Origin of the sequence: Phenylobacterium sp., from assembly GCF_031412415.1 — a bacterium.
Taxonomy (GTDB): domain Bacteria; phylum Pseudomonadota; class Alphaproteobacteria; order Caulobacterales; family Caulobacteraceae; genus Phenylobacterium.
The window spans coordinates 1-17,119 of the sequence record NZ_JANOCX010000231.1; the positions used below are offsets into that span (position 1 = coordinate 1).

Consider the following 17,119-nt stretch of genomic DNA (forward strand, 5'->3'; position numbering starts at 1 on the left):
GATGTCCGCATAGGCCATCGCCTTCGCACCGCCGGCCTTCGCCAGCGTCATCGTGATCGCAGCCGTCAACGTCGTCTTGCCATGGTCAACGTGACCAATCGTGCCGATGTTGCAATGCGGCTTGTTGCGTTCGAACTTTTCCTTGGCCATGGGATCCTGCCGGCGTTTGAGGTCTAGGTTGGAGCGGGTAGCGGGAATCGAACCCGCATCCTCAGCTTGGAAGGCTGCTGCACTACCACTGTGCTATACCCGCCGAAGAGAAGCGCGGCGTCGCGCCAGACTCCTTGAATTAGCGACTTCGAGGCGTGGTGGGGGAAGTAGGACTCGAACCTACGAAGGCGTACGCCAGGGGATTTACAGTCCCCCCCCTTTGCCACTCGGGACATTCCCCCAGCGCGCTCGAAGCCATATCGAAAGCCTGGACAATTCTTCCGTCGCGTGAGCGAAGGAAGCGTCCGGCCCCCAATTTGGAGCGCGTCTTATAGTGTCCTCATCCCGCGAACGCAACGCGCCCTGGAAGGGCGGCAAAAAGGGACCCCAGAGGACCCCCAACCGCAAGCAGGACAACATTTCCGACGAGTGGCTGTGGGGCTGGCACGCGGTAAGCGCGGCCTTGGGCAACCCCGCGCGCAAGGCGCCGGAGCGCCTTCTGGCCACCGCCGAGCGAACCAAGGAGATCGAGGCTCGATTCGGCCGCCAGAAGGTCCTGGAGACCCTGGACCCGCAGGTCATCGGCAATCACCTGCCCGCCGGCGCCGTCCACCAGGGCGTCGCCCTGCGTGTTCCACACCTGCAGGCCTGGGGCCTGGACGCCTTCGAGGCCAAGCCCGGGGCCGTGCTGCTGATGCTGGACCAGGTGACCGATCCGCAGAACGTGGGCGCGATCCTGCGCTCGGCGGCGGCCTTCGGCGCCAGCGGCGTGATCCTGCAGGACCGCCATGCGCCCAAGCTCGCCGGAGCCCTGGCCAAGGCCGCGGCCGGCGCCGTGGACGCCATCCCTTCAGCTCGGGTGATCAACCTCTCGCGGGCGTTGGAAGAACTGGCCGAGTTGGGTTGGCGCGCGGTGGGCCTGGACGGTGAGGCCGAGCAGACCCTGGAGCAGGCGTTGGACGGAGCGCCGACGGTCCTGGTGCTGGGCTCCGAGGGCGAAGGCCTGCGCCGGCTCGTGGCCGAACATTGCGACGTCCTGGCCCGGATCGACATGCCGGGCGGCTTCGAGAGCCTCAATGTCTCGGCCGCCGCGGCCGTGGCGCTGTACGAGGCTGGCCGTACCCGAGCCTAGGAACCAGATTTTCGCGATCGCGGAGCCATAGGCGGTTGCGGTGGGCGGCCGGCTGTCGCATTCAGAGCGCGATGTTGGAAACACTCTTCGCGCCCGGGGCCTTCGCCGCCCTGATCTCCGTCCTGATGATCGACCTGGTGCTCGCCGGGGACAACGCCGTGGCCGTCGGCCTGGCGGCGGCCGGACTGCCCCCCGAGCAACGCAAGAAGGCGATCCTCTGGGGTCTGATCGCGGCGGTGACCATGCGCATCGGGTTCGCCCTGATCACCGCGCAGCTCCTCGGCATCGTCGGCCTGCTGCTCGCCGGCGGTCTGCTGCTGCTCTGGGTCTGCTGGAGGATGTGGCGCGAACTGCGCGAGCAGGCCGAGCCAGAAGAAGCCGCCGCCGAGGCGGCCATGGACGGCGATCCGTCCACTGAGCCCAGCGCCTCGATGGCGGCCAAGCAGCCCAAGACCTTCAAGTCCGCCTTCACCCAGATCCTGATCGCCGACCTGTCGATGTCGCTGGACAACGTGCTGGCGGTTGCCGGCGCCGCGCGCGAGCACCCGGCCATCCTGGTCTTCGGCCTGTTGCTCTCCATCGCCCTGATGGGCGTGGCCGCCACCTACATCGCCCGCCTGCTGCACCGTTACCGCTGGATCGGCTATATCGGCCTGCTGATCGTGCTGTACGTGGCGCTGCACATGATGTGGCAGGGCCACCAGGACGTGGTCGTCGACCTGGGCCAGACCGCCGCCTACAACGCCTTCATGCCCGACTTCCTGGACATCAAGCCCGAAGCGCCCGCCGCCCATTAGGGCCGGCGGGCCGGGCAGCTTGCCCTGGGCCCCCGAATTCCTCGACAATGGGTCGGTGACAAAGCTCATCATCGATTGCGATCCGGGCGTCGACGACGCCGTCGCCCTGTTCCTGGCCTTCGCCTCGCCCGATCTCGAGATCCTGGCGGTGACCACCGTGGGCGGGAATGTCGGGGCGGACCTCACCGCCCGCAACGCGCGGGTCATCCGCCAGATCGCGGGCCGGGAGGACGTGCCCGTCCATGCCGGCGCCACGCGACCCATGGTCCGCGCGCCCGTGGAGGCCGATCATTTCCATGGCGAGTCCGGCCTGGGCGACCTGGCGGTGTTCGAGCCCACGGCGCCCCTGGCGGCGGGCCATTCGGTCGACGTCATCGTCGAGACCTTGATGACCCAGCCGGCCGGGGTCGTGACTCTGGCGGTCACCGGGCCGATGACCAACCTGGCCCTCGCCATGCGGCGCGAACCGGCCATCGTCGACCGTATCGGCCACGTGGTGATCATGGGCGGCGCGCGGACCGAGGGCGGCAACATCACGGCCTCGGCCGAGTACAACATCTTTGCCGACCCGCACGCGGCCCAGGTGGTTTTGTCGTCGGGCTGCCGTTGCGTGGTGCTCGGCCTGGACGCCACCCACCAGGTGAGAGCCACGGACGAACGGGTCGCGGCCTTGCGCGCCCTGGGCACGCCCGCGGCGCAGGCGGCCGCCGAGGTCATCGCCTTCTCAAATGGCATCGAACGCGACCTGGTCGGCGGCAAGAGCGCCCCGCTGCACGACCCCTGCGTCATCGCCTACATCCTGGCGCCGCAGTTGTTCACCACGCGGCCCTGCCGGCTGGAGGTCGAGACGGGTTCAGCCCTGACCCTGGGCCACACCGCCGTCGAGTTTCGCCTAGCCGATCCGGCCGCAGCCACGGTGCGATGGGTCACCCAGGCTAACGCCGACGGCGTCTTCGCCCTGCTGAATGACGCGCTGGCCGCGAAATGACCCGGCCATCGATCTCGGTGGTCGGATCGGTGAATCTCGACTTCGTGGCCACCGCGGCCACCCTCCCCGCCCCCGGCGAGACGGTGACCGGTGCGATCCTGGCGCGTCATCCCGGCGGCAAGGGGGCCAACCAGGCGCTCGCCGCCCAGCGGCTGGGCGCCTCGGTTCGGCTGTTCGCCCGGGTCGGCGACGACGCCATGGCCGACGAGGCCCTGGCCCTGCTGGGAGCCGGCGGGGTCGATCTCACCGGCGTCGCGAGAGATCCGAACGCGCCCACCGGCGTCGCCCTGATCGCGGTCTCGCAGGCCGGCGAGAACCAGATCGTCGTGGCCTCGGGCGCCAATGGGGCCTTTGCGCCAGACACCCTGGCGCCCCTGCCCGCCGGAGCCCTGATCTGCCAGCTCGAAGTCCCGCTCACGACCGTGGAAGCGGCGGTGGCCCAGTCGCAGGGCTTCGTCTGCCTCAACCTCGCCCCGGCCGCCGACATTCCCGAGGCTCTCCTTCAGCGCGCAGACCTTATCGTCGTCAACGAGACCGAGGCCGCCTTCTACGGCGAGAACCTGCACCGCGCGCGCGGCCTGGTGGCTGTCACCCTGGGAGCGCGAGGCGCGGAGCTGCGGCGCGGCGGCGAGCTTCTGGCCTCGGCGAAGCCGCCAAGCGTCCAGGTGGTCGACACCACCGGCGCGGGCGACACCTTCGTGGCCGCCCTCACGGTCGCCCTGCTGGAGGACCAAGCGCTCGGGGACGCCCTGACCTTCGCCTGCGCGGCCGGCGCGCTCGCCACCACGCGGGCCGGCGCCCAGCCTTCCCTGCCCCTCCGTTCCGAGGTCGAGGCCATCCTATGAGCCGCAACGTTCCCGAACTCAGCCTGAAGGCCTTCACCCACGGCGACGGCGCGGCGCGCGCGCAGTTCTCCATCGATCTGATGGCCGGGCTTCAGGACTACGGCTTTATCATCCTGAAGGATCACAACGTCCCGGTGGACCTGCTGAACCGCGCCTACAGCCTGGCCGAGCGGGTCTTCGCCCTGCCCGATGCGGAGAAGCGGCGCCATGCCAAGGGCCTGCGCGGCTACACCCCGTTCGGGGTGGAACACGCCAAGGACAATCCGCACGCCGACCTGAAGGAATTCTGGCAAATCGGCCGCGAGCCGCGCTCGGACCTGGCCGAGGCGCTGCCGCCCAATGTCTGGCCCGACCAGCCGGGGTTCCAGGAGACCTTCTCGGCCCTGTTCGCCGGGCTGGACCAGACCGGCGCCCTCCTGCTTCGCGCGCTGGCTCCGGGCCTTGGCCTGGACGAGGGCTATTTCGATCCGCTGGTGAAGGACGGGACCTCCATCCTGCGGGTGCTTCATTATCCGCCGATCCCGGGCGACGCCGACCCCGGATGCGTGCGCTCCGCCGCCCATGAGGACATCAACTTCATCACCATCCTGGTGGCCGCCAAGGGCGCGGGGCTGCAGCTGCTCGACCGCGACGGAACCTGGATGCCGGTGGAGACCGCCCAGAGCAATCTGATCGTCGACTCGGGCGACATGCTGGCGCGCCTGACAAACGGCGTGATCCCCTCGACGACCCATCGCGTGGTCAATCCCGACGGTCCGAATGTCAGCCGCTATTCCATGCCATTCTTCCTGCACCCGACCTCGGCGACCTCCCTGGAGGTGCTGCCCTCGTGCCTCGGCGACGGCGCGAAGTTCCCGCCCATCACGGCCGGCGCGTTCCTCGACGAGCGGCTGAAGGCGATCGGCCTGGCCAAGTGAGCGAGGCCTATGATGTCCGCGCGCGCGCTGAACTCGCGGTCTGGAAGCGCGCCGTCCTGAAAAAGCCCGGCGTGCTGGGAAACGCCGCGCGCTCGGTCCAGGGTCGAATCAACCGCGCCATCCCCGAGAAGGTCCATGAGGTCGTCACCGACGTGATCGAGCAGATGACGCGCGGGATCATGACAGGCTCCGACATCACCACGCCGGACCCGTTGATCGGCGTGAGCCTGGAGGAGCGCGAGGCCAGGGTCCGTGAGAAGATCGCCCTCTACCGCACGACCGCGGCCGCCGAGGGCGGGGTCGCCGGGGCCGGCGGCTTCCTGCTGGCGGCAGTCGATTTTCCGGCCCTGATCGGGCTAAAGATCAAGCTGCTGTTCGACATCGCCGCGCTCTACGGCCATTCCGGCGACCTGCCGGCCGAGCGGCTCTACATCCTGCAGATCTTCCAGCTCGCCTTCTCAAGTCCCGGCCACCGCCACGCGGTCTATGCCGACATGCTGGCCACGGCGACGACGCCGATCTCGCTGGAGGACTTCGACTGGCGCAAGTTCCAGCAGGAGTACCGCGACCACATCGACCTGGCGAAGCTGCTCCAGCTTGTCCCCGTCATCGGCGCGCCGGTCGGGGCCATCGTGAACTACCGCCTGCTGGACAGGCTGGGCGAGACCGCGATGAACGCCTACCGGCTGCGCTGGTTCGGCTAGGCCACCTCTTCCGGCTGGGCGACGAAGCCCTTCCAGCTGTTCATGTACTCGACAAAGGTCGGGCCCAGGCCTTCGGCGCGCAGGTGCTCGCGGGTCACCGGCAGGCTCGCGGGCCGGAAGTCGGGATCGGCGGCCAGCTTGGGGAAGTCGTGGTGCAGGATGGCCGCGCGGCCGATCAGCACGAAGTCCGCGCCGGCGGCCAGGCAGGCCTCGGCGTCCACCGGCGTCATCACTTTGCCGGCCACGCCCAGTCGCACGTCGCCGCGTGGGAGTTCGGTGAAGTAGGACATCAAGGTCCGGCCCTGGAAGGCTTCCTCCATCGGCTCCTTACGGTAGTCCCACAGGGACATGTCGATGTAGTCGAGCTTGCCCTGCGCCATCAGGTCGCGCGCCAGGTCGCGGATCTCGGCCAACCGCAGGCCGAAACGCTCGGGCGACAGGCGTAGGCCCAGATTGAAGTCCGGGCGGCAGCGGGCACGGATCCCATCGATGATCTCGTGGACGATCCGCGCGCGGTTCTCAGCCGAGCCGCCGTACTGGTCGGTGCGCTGATTGACCTCGGGTGAAAGAAATTGGCTGAGCACATAGCCGTGGGCGCCGTGCAACTCGACCCCGTCGAAGCCGGCCTTCTCCGAGCGTTCCGCCGCGGTGATGAAGTCCCCGATCAGCTGGGCGACTTCCGGCCCGGTCAGGGCGCGGGCGCCGAACTCGGCGTCGTCCGACGGGCAGACCGGGGCCTCGCCGATGAGGTCCTTGGGCGAACGCATCCCGGCGTGGTGGAGCTGGACCACCGCAACGCTGCCGGCCGCCTTGATCGCGGCCGCGAGCCGGGTCAGACCCTCCAGGTGTTGGTCGCCGAAGACGCCGAGCTGGCCCGGAAAGCCCTGGCCGATCGCCTGCACGTGCGCCGCGCAGGTCATGGTCAGGCCGAAGCCGCCCTGGGCCCGCATGGTCAGCCACTTGAATTCGTCGTCCGACAGGCGCCCGTCGGGATGGCTTTGCAGGTTGGTCAGGGGCGCCAGCATGAAGCGGTTCTTCATGGCCGGGCCGCGGACGAAGGTCATGGGCTGGAACAGGGGGGATGCGGACAAGGCGGTCTCCTTGGGAGAATCTAGACGGCGGCCTCGATGGCCTTCGTGATTTCGGCGATACGGATGTCGTCGCGGCGGTAGAAGGTCCACTGCTTGATCTTGGTGGGCGTCACCAGTCCCGCCTGGATCAGGACGCGCATGTGTTCGCTCAGCGTCGGATGGCTGATGCCCAGCTTGTCGGCCAGCCAGACACCACACACCCCGTCGGCGATCAGGTCGCCGTGCAGCTGCGGCGGGAAGTTCCTCACGGGGTCCTTCAGCCACTCCAGGATCTGTAGCCGCCGCTCGTTGGCGAGCGCACGGAAGATGTCGGCGAGCTCCATTTTGTGACTTTGCCAATCGACGAAGTTATGTCAACCCTTGCCGTCCCACAGCGACGGAAAGACCGATGGCCAGCTACCCTTTCGTCACCCTCGACGTGTTCACGGACACCCGATTCGGCGGCAATCCCTTGGCCGTGTTCACCGACGCGCGGGGACTGACCGACGACCAAATGCAACGCCTTGCCGCCGAGATGAACCTGTCGGAGACGACCTTCGTCCTGCCGCCCGAGAACCCTGCCAACACCGCCCGGGTCAGGATTTTCAACCGGACAGCCGAGATGCCCTTCGCGGGGCACCCGTCCGTCGGCACCGGCTGGCTGCTGTCGCAGATGGGTCGCGGCGACGACCTGCGCCTCGAGGTTCCGGCCGGCATCGTGGAGGTGAAGGTCAGCGCCGACGGCGCCACGATCGCCGCGCCTCGGCCGCTATCGCTCGGCGTTGAATTGGAGGTGACGGTGGCCGCCGCCTGCGCCGGGCTCGCGCCCGCCGACATCCTGACCACGACCCACCGCCCAATCGAGGCCACCGTCGGCGTCGATTTCATCTTCGCCGAGGTGACGGGGGAGGCCCTGACCCGCGCCGCCCCGGACCTCGCCGCCTTCCGTCAGGCCGGCGCCAGCGACCCGGCGTTTGGCGACCGCTTGTCGCTGCATCTCTACGCCCGTGAGGGCGGGGCGATCAGAGCGCGGATGTTCGCCCCCAATTCCGGCACGGTGGAGGATCCCGCCACGGGAAGCGCCAACGCCACCCTGGCGGCCTTGCTGCTGTCCCTGTCGGGCGACGACGCGGGCGCCTGGGACGTCGTCCAGGGCGTCGAGATGGGCCGGCCCTCGCGCCTGCGCGCCACCGCCCATCGCGCCGCGGACGGTGTTCGGGCGAGCATCGGCGGCGGCTGCGTCCCGGTCCTGCGGGGCGAGGCGACGGTCTAGGCCGGCTCGGGCCCACCGAAACGCGCGATCCACTCGGCGACCTGCTCGTTCTCGACCTTCTTGAACAGCACCTCTGGCGCGGCGACCTTGCGTCCAACGCCAAGCCGGTTGAGCACCTCGGCGCCCGTCCCGTTGGGCCACCAGTCCTTGAAGGGCAGGCCCACGGCGCCCAGGATCTTCTCCGCCGCGAAGGGGATGAACGGCTCGGACACGGCCCCGAACAGGGCGACCAGGTTCAGACCCGTGCGCACCGCGGTCCCCGCCCGCTCCGGGTCGGTCTTGATCGCCGTCCAGGGCGCGGCCTCGGTCAGGTACTGGTTGCCCAGAACCCAGAGCTGGCGCAGGGACTGGCAGGCCTTGCGCATCTCGATGGCCTCAAGGTTCTCCGTCAGCTCGGCGAGCTTGGCCTCGACATCGGCGTACAGCTTCAGCTCCAGCGGCCCCGCCTCGCCGCCTTCTGGGACCGCGCCCTCGAAGCGGGTCTCGGTGAACTTCAGGATGCGGTTGACGAAGTTGCCTAGCACGTCGGCCAGGTCGGCGTTCACCTGGGCCTGGAACTGTTCCCAGGTGAAGGTGGCGTCCGACCCCTCCGGCGCGTTGGCCATGATCCACCAGCGCCAGTAGTCGGCGGGCAGGATCTCCAGCGCCGCGTCGATGAACACCCCGCGCTGATGGGTGGTGGAGAACCGGCCGCCGTAATAGTTCAGCCAGTTGAAGCCCTTGAGGGTGTCGACAACCTTCCACGGCGCGTTGCTGGCGGGCCGCCAGGCGCCGTCGGCGGTCTGAGTCTCGTTGAGGCCGAACAGGGTGCAGGGGAAGCCGACAGTGTGGAAGGGGACGTTGTCCTTCCCCATGAACTCCACATAGGTGACGTCGCTGGCGAGCGGGGCGCGCCACCAGCGCTCATAGCTGGTCTCGTCGGCCGGATCGGCGCCGGGGAAGGCCGCCGCCCACTCCCAGGTCGCGGCGATGTACTCGATGGGTGCGTCGAACCAGACATAGAACACCTTGCCGGCCAGGCCCTCGACGTCGGGCCGTTCACCGGCCGGGTTTGGACCCCAGTCGGCGGCGTTCACCGGCACGCCCCATTCCAGGTCCCGGGTGATGCCTCGATCCTGCAGCCCCTCGTCCAGCCACTTGAGCGCCGTCGAGGTCACCAGCAGCGGCCACTGGCCCTTCTTGTCGGTGATCCAGTCGCGCAGCTTGCCGGCGAAGGCCGTCTGCCTGAGGAACAGGTGCTTGGAGTCGCGGATCTCGATGTCTTCCGAACCCGACACCGCCGAGCGCGGCTTGATCAGATCGACCGGATCGAGCTGACGGGTGCAATTGTCGCACTGGTCGCCGCGAGCAGCGTCGTAGCCGCAATGCGGGCAGGTCCCCACCACATAGCGGTCCGGGAGGAACCGCTTGTCGGCGTTCGAGTAAACCTGCTGGGTGGTGCGCGCCTCGATGAAGCCCGCTTCCCAGAGCGACTGGGCGAAGCGCTGGGTCAAGATGCGGTTCTGCACCGACGAGGAGCGGCCGAAATGGTCCCAGCTCATCCCAAAGCGGTCATACAGATCGCGCTGGATCTGGTGCTGTTCGTCGCAATAGGCGCGTACGTCCTGGCCCGCCGCCGCCGCGCCCAGCTCGGCGGGCGTGCCGTGCTCGTCGGTGGCGCAGATGTAGAGCGTCTGCACCCCTCGCGCCCGCTGGAAGCGCGCGTAGACATCGGCCGGCAGCATCGAGCCCGCGAGATTGCCCAGGTGCTTGATCCCGTTGATGTAGGGCAAGGCCGAGGTGATCAGGATGCGGGTCATGGCGTCTCTCGAAATGGGGAGGAGCGGCGGCTTATAGGGCGCCGCACCTGGTTCGCAAAAGCACTCGCCGTATGGGCGTCGGCGCAGACCACTGGTCTTTCCCATGGTTAAGCTTCAATGTGCCCCTGCGAGAGGCGGCGCTTCGCCAACGAATTCAACAAGCTGCCTCCGACAAAAATGGGAGAGACGCATGTTGAAAGGTGTGAACTGGATCGCCGTCCTTGTGGCGGTCGTCTTGCTCGAAGGGCTCGGCTTCCTCTGGTATGGGCCACTATTCGGGGAGCGCTGGGCCGCCGCCCTGGGCAAGACTCCCGACACGTCGAACGTCGCGCTGTTCATGAGCCTCGGCGTGATCAACACGGTGATCATCGTGCTCGGCCTCTCGTGGCTGCTGCGCAAACTGGGCGCGGGCTCGCTTCAGGCCGCTGTCATGGGCGCGCTCGCCGCTTGGTTCTTCTTCGACTTCACCACCATGGCCATCGACTTCCTGTATGTCGGCCACACCGCCGAGCTGGTGGTGATCAATATGGGTTATCAATTGGTCTCCTATCTCATCGCCGGCGCCGTGCTGGGGCTCATCAGACCCAAGACCGCATAAGGACGACTCCCCAGCGCTTTCATTCCGCGTCGCGGCTCGCCTATAACTTTCCTGGCCTTGGGGATCGGAGAGCGGGATGCGGGGATGGGTGACGGCGCTGGGCCTCGGCGCGATGCTGGCCTTGGCGGGATGCGGCCAGGGCGGCGGCGAGAAGCCGCAGACGCTGAAGATCTACAACTGGTCCGACTACATGGATCCAAAGATCCTGGCCGACTTCACCGAGGAGACCGGGATTAAGGTCGTCTACGACACTTTTGATTCCAATGAGATTCTCGAAACAAAGGTGCTGCAGGGTCAGACCGGCTACGACATCGTCACGCCCTCCAACCACAACGTGCCCCGCTACATCGCCGCCAAGGCCATCGCGCCGCTGGACAAGGCGAAATTGCCGAATGCGAAGAACCTGTGGCCCGAGGTCATGGCCCACATGGCGCCCTTCGATCCCGGCGCAAAGTACGCTGTGCCCTACATGTGGGGCACCATCGGGATCGGCTACAATGTCGAGGCCGTCGCCAAGCGGCTGCCGGGGGTCAAGATCGACAGCTGGGCGGTGGTGTTCGACCCCGCCAACCTCGCCAAGCTGAAGGACTGCGGCGTCTACTATCTAGACGCCTCGGAGGACATGTACGCGGTCGCCCTGAACTATCTGGGCAAGGACCCGAACTCGACCGCCGTGACCGACTATCAGGCGGCCACCGACCTAATGGTCAGGGCTAGGCCCTATGTCCGCAAGTTCCACTCGTCAGAGTACATCGAGGCTCTGGCCAACGGCGATATCTGCGTGGCCGTCGGTTATTCGGGCGACATCCTTCAGGCCAAGGACCGGGCGGTCGAGGCCAAGAACGGCGTCAAGCTGGACTACGTGATCCCCAACGAGGGCAGCCAGGTCTGGTTCGACGTCTTCACAATTCCCATCGACGCGCCGAACGCCGAAGCCGCCTACAAATTCCTCGACTACATGCTGCGGCCCGAGGTGATCGCCAAGGCCTCGAACTTCACCCAGTACGCCAATGCCAACGCCGCGGCGACCAGTCTGGTGGACGCCGAGGTGCGCGACAATCCCAACGTTTATCCCACGCCCGGGGTCTTCAAGCGGCTGTTCGTGACCAAGGACAAGGACCAGGCCCTGCTGCGCGAAGTCACGCGCATGTGGACCCGGGTGCAGACGGGGCAATGACGGAGCGATCCCGCCCGCGTCTGAACATCGGCGCGGTCCGCTCGACCTTCGCGCCGTGGATGGATCCCGCCGCCAAGCCGCTTGTGCGCTTCGAGAACGTGGTGAAGCGGTTCGACGGCGAGACGGCCGTGGCGGGCGTCTCGCTCGACATCTACGAGGGCGAGTTCTTCGCCCTACTGGGGCCGTCCGGCTGCGGCAAGACCACGCTGATGCGGCTGCTGGCGGGATTCGAGGACCCCGACGAGGGCCGCGTGACCCTGGCCGGCGAAGACCTGGCCGGCAAGCCGCCGCACCGGCGGCCGGTCAATATGATGTTCCAATCCTATGCGCTGTTCCCGCACCTCAGCGTCGAGAAGAACATCGCTTTCGGCCTCCGCCAGCAGGGGCTTGGCAAGGACGAGATTGAGAGCCGGGTCTCCGAGATGCTGGCCCTCGTGCGCCTGGACGGCCTGGCGCGGCGCAAGCCGCATCAGCTCTCCGGCGGCCAGCGTCAGCGGGTGGCCCTGGCCCGCGCCATCGCGCCACGACCCAAGATGCTGTTGCTGGACGAACCCCTGGCGGCTCTGGACAAGAAGCTGCGCGAGGAGACCCAGTGGGAGCTGATGGCCCTGCAGCAGAGCCTGGGCATGACCTTCCTGATCGTCACCCACGACCAGGAGGAGGCCATGGTCACCGCGGACCGCATCGCGGTGATGCGGGAGGGTCGGATTGTCCAGATCGGCCGCCCGGCCGAGGTCTATGAAGCGCCCAACTCCCGCTATGTCGCCGACTTCATCGGCGACGTGAATCTGTTCGAGGGCAAGGTCGAGACGGCCGACGGCCAGATGGTCCGCCTGCTCAGCGACGAGGCGCAGGGCGGGTTCGAGGCGGTCGAGGACGACGTGATCGCCGCCGGCGCCCCCGCCTGGCTGGCCGTGCGACCTGAGAAGATCCAGGTGCATCTCGTGCCGCCGCCCCCCGGCCCCAACCGGCTGGCCGGCAAGGTGGCCGACATCGGCTATCTTGGCGACTGGACCACCTATCTGGTCGAGCTGCCGGGCGGCCGCACGATCCGCGCGGCCCGCGCCAACGCCTCGCGCTTTGTCGAGCGCCCCGTCGACTGGGACGACGAGGTCTGGCTGACCTTCGCCCCAGACGCGGGCGTGGTGCTGACCCAGTGAGCGCTCGGCGCGATAGGACGGGACTGGCCGCGCTCGGGCCGTTTCTGTGGCTCGCCCTGTTCTTCCTGTTTCCGTTCCTGCTGGTCGCGAAGCTCTCGCTGTCGGACACGGCCCTGGCCATGCCGCCCTATGCGCCGCGCCTCGACTGGGCGCAGGGGCTGGCGGGCGTTCAGGCATTCCTGGCCGGCCTGGACCTGCAGACCTACGCCCGCCTGACCTCCGACCACCTCTATGTGGCGGCCTACCTTTCCAGCCTCAAGTTCGCCGCCGTCGCCACGGCGATCCTGCTGTTGGTGGGCTATCCGGTGGCTTGCGCCATGGCGCGGTGCTCGGCGGCGGTGCGCCAGGCCCTGTTGATGGCCGTCATCCTGCCGTTCTGGACCAGCTTTCTGATCCGGGTCTACGCCTTGATCGGCATCCTGAAGCCCGAGGGCCTGCTCAACACCGCGCTCGCCGCCTTGGGGCTGGGTCCCGTCTCGCTGCTGAACACCGACGCGGCGATCTACATCGGCCTGGTCTACGCCTACCTGCCCTTCATGGTGCTGCCGCTCTACGCGGTGCTGGAACGCCAGCATCACGACCTGCTGGAGGCCGCCGCAGACCTGGGCTGCACGCCGTTCCAGGCCTTTTGGCGCGTTACCTTCCCCCTCTCCCTCCCCGGTGTGGCCGCGGGAACCCTGCTCTGCTTCATCCCCATGGTTGGCGAGTTCGTGATCCCTGACCTGCTGGGCGGTTCCGGCACCCTGATGCTGGGCAAAACCATCTGGACGGAGTTCTTCGCCAACCGCGACTGGCCCGCCGCCTCGGCTGTCGCCATCGCCCTGCTGGCCACCCTCGTCGTCCCGATCGCCCTCTACCAGCGCCAGCAAGCCAAGCTGATGGGGACAGCCGGATGAAGCGCGGCCTGACGCTCTTCAACCGCGCCTCGCTGCTGGTCGGCTTCGGGTTCCTGTACCTGCCGATCGTCCTGCTGGTGATCTACTCGTTCAACGCCAGTCGCTTGGTCACCGTCTGGGGCGGATTCTCCACCCGCTGGTACGCGTCGCTGTTTCAGAACGAGCAACTTCTGGACGCCATTTGGGTCACCGTCCGCGTGGGCCTGATCTCGGCCACCGTGGCGACTATCCTTGGAACCTTGGCGGCCGTCGCCCTGATCCGAGCGGGACGGTTCAAGGGCCGCACCCTCTTCTCGAGCATGATCTATGCGCCCCTGGTGATGCCTGAGGTGGTGCTGGGCCTGTCGCTGCTGCTGCTGTTCGTGGCCCTCGGCCTGCCGCGTGGGTTCTGGACGGTGGTGATCGGCCACGCCACGGTGACCCTCTGCTACGCCACGGTGGTGATCCAGGCGCGGCTGGCGGCCTTTGACCAGCAACTTGAAGAGGCCGCTCAAGACCTCGGTTGCCCGCCGTTCAAGGCGTTCTTCGTGGTGACCCTGCCCAACATCGTCCCCGCCGTGGCCGCCGCCTGGATGCTGGCCTTCACCCTATCGCTGGACGACCTGGTGATCGCCAGCTTCACGTCGGGACCTGGCGCTACGACCCTGCCCATGCGGATCTACAGCCAGGTCCGGCTGGGCGTGAACCCAGAGATCAACGCCGTCTCCACCCTGCTGATCGGCCTGGTGGCGACGGGGGTGATCGGCGTGTACCTGTTCCAAATGCGCCGCAAGCAGGACGCCTAGAGCGGCGCCACCCGGTCGAACCATGGCCGCGCCTGCTCCAGTTGCCCGGCCAGGCGGAATAGGCCCGCCTCTTCCCCCATCCGGCCCACGAACTGGATGCCGATCGGCAGGCCGCCCGCGCTCCAGGCCAGCGGCACGGTCATCGCCGGCTGGCCGGTGTTGTTGAAGGCCTGGGTGTTGGGCATGAAGGCGAACAGGCGCGGCGTGTACTGGCGCAGGTCCTCGGTCAGGTGCCCGATGGGAATGGCCGGACTGCCCAAGGTGGACAACAGCAGCACATCGTAGCGTTCGAACAGCGCCGCCACCGCCCGGCCATAGGCGTGGATCGCCGCCAGTCCGCGCACATAGTTCGACCCGGCCACGCCCTTGCCGCGCTGGTACATGGCCCAGGTCAGGATCTCGACCTCGTCCTCTGTGACGGGCCGACCGCGCCGGTCGCCCTCGGCCTCCAGGGTGGCGGCGATGCTGGCGCCGATCACATCGCCCGCCGCCTGCTGCATGGCCGCCAGATTCCCCGGTACGGTCACCTCCTCGACCATGTGCCCCAGGCTCTCGCACAGGCGCGCGGCGTCCAGCACAGCGGCGGCGCATTCCGGGTCAAGGCCGTCGGAGGCCAGGGCCGCGGTGGTGAAGCCGATGGCGAGCTTGCCCGGATCACGGCCGACCTCGGCGGCGAAGGCTCGCTCCGGCGCGGCCAGATAATAGGGATCGCCCGGTTGCGGCTGGCAGGCGATGTCCAGCAGCACCGCCGAATCCCGCACCGAGCGGGTCACCGCGTGCTGCACCGAGGCCCCGCCCCAGCCCTCGCCGGTCGGCGCGAAGGACACCCGGCCGCGCGAGGGCTTCATGCCGAACAGGCCGCAGGACGATGCAGGCGTGCGGATCGAGCCGCCGCCGTCGCTGGCATGGGCCGCGGGAACGATCCCCGCCGCGACAGCTGACGCAGCCCCGCCCGAGGAGCCACCCGGCGTCCGCGAGACATCCCAGGGATTGCGGCACGGGCCCAGCAGGGTGGACTCCGTCACCGGCATCAGGCCGAACTCCGGGGTGTTGGTCTTGCCGAAGATAACCAGCCCGGACTGCTTGTAGGCCTCCACGATGGCGCTGTCGGCGGCGGCGACCTGGTCCTTGAACACCGCCGATCCCGAACTGGTGGCCGAGCCGGCGAGTTGCGCGCCCAGGTCCTTCAGCAGGTAGGGCACCCCCGACAGCGGCCCCGGCGTCGGCTCGCGCGCCACCTCCGCCCGGCCCCATTCGGTCAAGTCCATGGTCACCGCGTTGACCGCCGGATTGACCTCTCCCATCCGCGCGACGGCGGTCTCCAGCAGCTCGGCGGGGCTGACCTCGCCGTTGGCGACCAGCCCGGCCAGGCCCACGGCGTCGTGCCTGCGATAGTCCTCGAAGTTCATGGCGATCCTCCCGGGCGTTTTCGCCAGGGGACCACAGCCTGGCCCTCCGGCCAACGGGGACCTTGCGTCACCCCATGCCGCGATCCATAAGCGCCCCGTCAAAGCGCCGGATTAGCTCAGCTGGTAGAGCAGCGGTTTTGTAAACCGAAGGTCGCGGGTTCGAGTCCTGCATCCGGCACCATTCAACGCGACACCCCGGTTGCCAGGCGTCCGCACGACCGGTCCCCCAACGCGCCCTAACTTTCGATACCGGTGAACTATCCGCCCGACTTTAGAGCGTGCCTGGCGCGCACTCCTATGTGTTAGAAATTGGATGAACACTGGAGCCTAGGCGGCCATGAATGATTTAAAAGACATCTTGGATGGACTTGAATATTGTCAAGTAAAGCTCGACGAGCTCGGCGCCGAAATCCATTCGTTCGCCAAATCGAATCTCGAAGTGGGCTTCGATTCTCTATATTTGTCGGCTCATAGTCCTTTCGACGCCTACAATCGTAGCCAACACACCAAGACTTCCGGGACTAGGAGCCCCCTTGTACGCTGTGTCGACGCCTAGTGACGGACAGATCTCACATGATGGAACAGCCTGGGCAAAGCTCCATGCCGACGTTCCAATACGCTTCGCACGCGAAGCGGGTATGATTATGAACGAGCTTCGTGCGCAGCTCGATCATTTGGCGAATGTACTTGCTCGCCGAAATGGCGCCAATGAAGATGGCGCGTCATTCCCGCTTCTATCTAGCGAGAACAATCTAAACGCTACGGCAAGGCACAAAATCCGTCGTTTAAGTGCCGTAGATCAGGAGAAGATTTTCAACCTTCAACCGTTTCGTGACGGGCGATATGAGATTCTCCTCCACCTCAATCACGCGGACGTCTTTCGCAAACATCAGCGACCTTTGGGGCTAATGGTCGAGGCTGCGGCCGCTATAACAACGCCGGGCTCAATCGGCATGATGACACAATCTGGTGGCAACCACCCCCTTGCACAGGCTGGCGACCGGGCAGAACTCGCGTACATACGCAACACAACGGTAGGCCTCGCGCCCCGATTCAGGCTGAGTGTGCTTGAGCCTGAGGCGTTGCGTGGGTTCGCGATAGTTTCAATGATCAACGCCTCCATTGCAGCGGTCTACGACATCGTAAGGGAATTCAACGCGCCAGAGAAAACATCGCTTTAGAGCGTGCTATTCGGACAAGGTTGAAGTTCTCATCAATATTGCCACTTCCACTCTTCCTGTAGACTGGATTGAGAGGACCGACGATACAATCCGGAGCAGGGTAAGCCGCTCGCGGTAGTGGCATGGCTCGAACTTATGGTAACCAGCACCCCAACGCGACGCTCTTCAACTGGCATCCTCAAGAGCGCAGCTTGTTCAATCAGGCCCCTGCTGAATCGCCTTCAATTGCGGCGCGTTC

18 protein-coding genes and 3 tRNA genes are annotated in these 17,119 nt (G+C 67.0%); 14 read left to right on the forward strand and 7 right to left on the reverse strand.

The annotated features are described in order from the left end of the window. The 3 genes from RMO04_RS11425 to RMO04_RS11435 form a co-directional block, all read right to left on the reverse strand. Positions 1 to 150: GTP-binding protein (locus tag RMO04_RS11425; protein WP_305702906.1), on the reverse strand; the 150-nt coding region annotated here is incomplete at its 3' end. 29 nt (positions 151 to 179) lie between these two features. Next, a tRNA-Gly gene (locus RMO04_RS11430) sits at positions 180 to 253 on the reverse strand. Positions 254 to 306: 53 nt separating this feature from the next. Continuing rightward, positions 307 to 392: transfer RNA gene (locus tag RMO04_RS11435), tRNA-Tyr, on the reverse strand. A 92-nt stretch (positions 393 to 484) separates the two neighbouring features. Between RMO04_RS11435 and rlmB the strand changes: the two genes are divergently transcribed. The 6 genes from rlmB to RMO04_RS11465 all read left to right on the forward strand — a co-directional run bounded on the left by rlmB (position 485) and on the right by RMO04_RS11465 (position 5,533). Continuing rightward, entirely contained in the window at positions 485 to 1,282 is a 798-nt protein-coding gene (gene rlmB, locus RMO04_RS11440; protein WP_405041491.1) for a 23S rRNA (guanosine(2251)-2'-O)-methyltransferase RlmB, read from the forward strand. Positions 1,283 to 1,353: 71 nt separating this feature from the next. After that, on the forward strand, positions 1,354 to 2,079 hold the full coding sequence (locus tag RMO04_RS11445) for a YjbE family putative metal transport protein (RefSeq protein WP_309644913.1): 726 nt from the start codon (positions 1,354 to 1,356) through the stop codon (positions 2,077 to 2,079). Between the two features lie 55 nt (positions 2,080 to 2,134). Next, positions 2,135 to 3,067, forward strand: a complete 933-nt coding sequence (locus RMO04_RS11450) for a nucleoside hydrolase (protein ID WP_309644914.1) — start codon at positions 2,135 to 2,137, stop codon at positions 3,065 to 3,067. Next, the gene (locus RMO04_RS11455) at positions 3,064 to 3,912 is read left to right on the forward strand and encodes a ribokinase (RefSeq protein WP_309644915.1); all 849 of its coding nucleotides are present in this window, start codon (positions 3,064 to 3,066) and stop codon (positions 3,910 to 3,912) included. The genes RMO04_RS11450 and RMO04_RS11455 overlap by 4 nt, the downstream gene beginning before the upstream one ends. After that, positions 3,909 to 4,829: a 2-oxoglutarate and iron-dependent oxygenase domain-containing protein gene (locus RMO04_RS11460; protein ID WP_309644916.1), complete on the forward strand. Its 921-nt coding sequence runs from the start codon at positions 3,909 to 3,911 to the stop codon at positions 4,827 to 4,829. The genes RMO04_RS11455 and RMO04_RS11460 overlap by 4 nt, the downstream gene beginning before the upstream one ends. Continuing rightward, positions 4,826 to 5,533: an EcsC family protein gene (locus tag RMO04_RS11465; RefSeq protein ID WP_309644917.1), complete on the forward strand. Its 708-nt coding sequence runs from the start codon at positions 4,826 to 4,828 to the stop codon at positions 5,531 to 5,533. The genes RMO04_RS11460 and RMO04_RS11465 overlap by 4 nt, the downstream gene beginning before the upstream one ends. Here RMO04_RS11465 and RMO04_RS11470 read toward each other — a convergent pair. Together RMO04_RS11470 and RMO04_RS11475 are read right to left on the reverse strand one after the other, a co-directional pair. Beyond that, positions 5,530 to 6,624: an NADH:flavin oxidoreductase gene (locus tag RMO04_RS11470; RefSeq protein ID WP_309644918.1), complete on the reverse strand. Its 1,095-nt coding sequence runs from the start codon at positions 6,622 to 6,624 to the stop codon at positions 5,530 to 5,532. The genes RMO04_RS11465 and RMO04_RS11470 overlap by 4 nt on opposite strands. A 20-nt stretch (positions 6,625 to 6,644) precedes the next feature. Beyond that, complete coding sequence (locus tag RMO04_RS11475) at positions 6,645 to 6,947, reverse strand: metalloregulator ArsR/SmtB family transcription factor (protein ID WP_309644919.1); 303 nt, start codon at positions 6,945 to 6,947, stop codon at positions 6,645 to 6,647. A 65-nt stretch (positions 6,948 to 7,012) separates the two neighbouring features. On the opposite strand from RMO04_RS11475, the gene RMO04_RS11480 reads away from it, so the two are divergent. Continuing rightward, entirely contained in the window at positions 7,013 to 7,876 is an 864-nt protein-coding gene (locus RMO04_RS11480; RefSeq protein WP_309644920.1) for a PhzF family phenazine biosynthesis protein, read from the forward strand. On the opposite strand, the gene metG is transcribed toward RMO04_RS11480, so the two are convergent. After that, positions 7,873 to 9,675: a methionine--tRNA ligase gene (gene metG / locus RMO04_RS11485; protein ID WP_309644921.1), complete on the reverse strand. Its 1,803-nt coding sequence runs from the start codon at positions 9,673 to 9,675 to the stop codon at positions 7,873 to 7,875. The genes RMO04_RS11480 and metG overlap by 4 nt on opposite strands. A 190-nt stretch (positions 9,676 to 9,865) precedes the next feature. Here metG and RMO04_RS11490 point away from each other — a divergent pair, with 190 nt between their 5' ends. From RMO04_RS11490 to RMO04_RS11510, 5 genes are all read left to right on the forward strand, one after another. Beyond that, positions 9,866 to 10,273, forward strand: coding sequence for a DUF1761 domain-containing protein (locus RMO04_RS11490; RefSeq protein ID WP_309644922.1), 408 nt, complete (start codon positions 9,866 to 9,868; stop codon positions 10,271 to 10,273). Between the two features lie 76 nt (positions 10,274 to 10,349). Further along, complete coding sequence (locus tag RMO04_RS11495; RefSeq protein WP_309644923.1) at positions 10,350 to 11,450, forward strand: polyamine ABC transporter substrate-binding protein; 1,101 nt, start codon at positions 10,350 to 10,352, stop codon at positions 11,448 to 11,450. Beyond that, positions 11,447 to 12,610 carry an ABC transporter ATP-binding protein gene (locus tag RMO04_RS11500; protein ID WP_309644924.1) on the forward strand — a complete coding sequence of 388 codons (1,164 nt, stop codon included), beginning with the start codon at positions 11,447 to 11,449 and terminating at the stop codon, positions 12,608 to 12,610. Before RMO04_RS11495 ends, RMO04_RS11500 begins: the two co-directional genes overlap by 4 nt. Further along, a complete protein-coding gene (locus tag RMO04_RS11505; protein WP_309644925.1) occupies positions 12,607 to 13,506 on the forward strand; it encodes an ABC transporter permease subunit in 900 nt (299 codons plus the stop codon). Before RMO04_RS11500 ends, RMO04_RS11505 begins: the two co-directional genes overlap by 4 nt. After that, the gene (locus tag RMO04_RS11510) at positions 13,503 to 14,291 is read left to right on the forward strand and encodes an ABC transporter permease (protein ID WP_309644926.1); all 789 of its coding nucleotides are present in this window, start codon (positions 13,503 to 13,505) and stop codon (positions 14,289 to 14,291) included. Before RMO04_RS11505 ends, RMO04_RS11510 begins: the two co-directional genes overlap by 4 nt. Here RMO04_RS11510 and RMO04_RS11515 read toward each other — a convergent pair. Beyond that, the gene (locus RMO04_RS11515) at positions 14,288 to 15,700 is read right to left on the reverse strand and encodes an amidase (protein WP_309644927.1); all 1,413 of its coding nucleotides are present in this window, start codon (positions 15,698 to 15,700) and stop codon (positions 14,288 to 14,290) included. The genes RMO04_RS11510 and RMO04_RS11515 overlap by 4 nt on opposite strands. Before the next feature lie 105 nt (positions 15,701 to 15,805). Between RMO04_RS11515 and RMO04_RS11520 the strand changes: the two genes are divergently transcribed. Continuing rightward, a tRNA-Thr gene (locus RMO04_RS11520) sits at positions 15,806 to 15,881 on the forward strand. A 352-nt stretch (positions 15,882 to 16,233) separates the two neighbouring features. Further along, complete coding sequence (locus tag RMO04_RS11525; protein WP_309644928.1) at positions 16,234 to 16,881, forward strand: hypothetical protein; 648 nt, start codon at positions 16,234 to 16,236, stop codon at positions 16,879 to 16,881. Positions 16,882 to 17,119 lie beyond the last annotated feature (238 nt).

Bases quoted from the DNA above. Each gene is read 5' to 3' on its own strand.
- RMO04_RS11445 (WP_309644913.1), top strand. From the start codon at position 1,354: ATGTTGGAAACACTCTTCGCGCCCGGGGCCTTCGCCGCCCTGATCTCC.
- RMO04_RS11455 (WP_309644915.1), top strand. From the start codon at position 3,064: ATGACCCGGCCATCGATCTCGGTGGTCGGATCGGTGAATCTCGACTTC.
- RMO04_RS11460 (WP_309644916.1), top strand. From the start codon at position 3,909: ATGAGCCGCAACGTTCCCGAACTCAGCCTGAAGGCCTTCACCCACGGC.
- RMO04_RS11475 (WP_309644919.1), bottom strand. From the start codon at position 6,947: ATGGAGCTCGCCGACATCTTCCGTGCGCTCGCCAACGAGCGGCGGCTA.
- RMO04_RS11480 (WP_309644920.1), top strand. From the start codon at position 7,013: ATGGCCAGCTACCCTTTCGTCACCCTCGACGTGTTCACGGACACCCGA.
- metG (WP_309644921.1), bottom strand. From the start codon at position 9,675: ATGACCCGCATCCTGATCACCTCGGCCTTGCCCTACATCAACGGGATC.
- RMO04_RS11490 (WP_309644922.1), top strand. From the start codon at position 9,866: ATGTTGAAAGGTGTGAACTGGATCGCCGTCCTTGTGGCGGTCGTCTTG.
- RMO04_RS11495 (WP_309644923.1), top strand. From the start codon at position 10,350: ATGCGGGGATGGGTGACGGCGCTGGGCCTCGGCGCGATGCTGGCCTTG.
- RMO04_RS11500 (WP_309644924.1), top strand. From the start codon at position 11,447: ATGACGGAGCGATCCCGCCCGCGTCTGAACATCGGCGCGGTCCGCTCG.
- RMO04_RS11510 (WP_309644926.1), top strand. From the start codon at position 13,503: ATGAAGCGCGGCCTGACGCTCTTCAACCGCGCCTCGCTGCTGGTCGGC.
- RMO04_RS11515 (WP_309644927.1), bottom strand. From the start codon at position 15,700: ATGAACTTCGAGGACTATCGCAGGCACGACGCCGTGGGCCTGGCCGGG.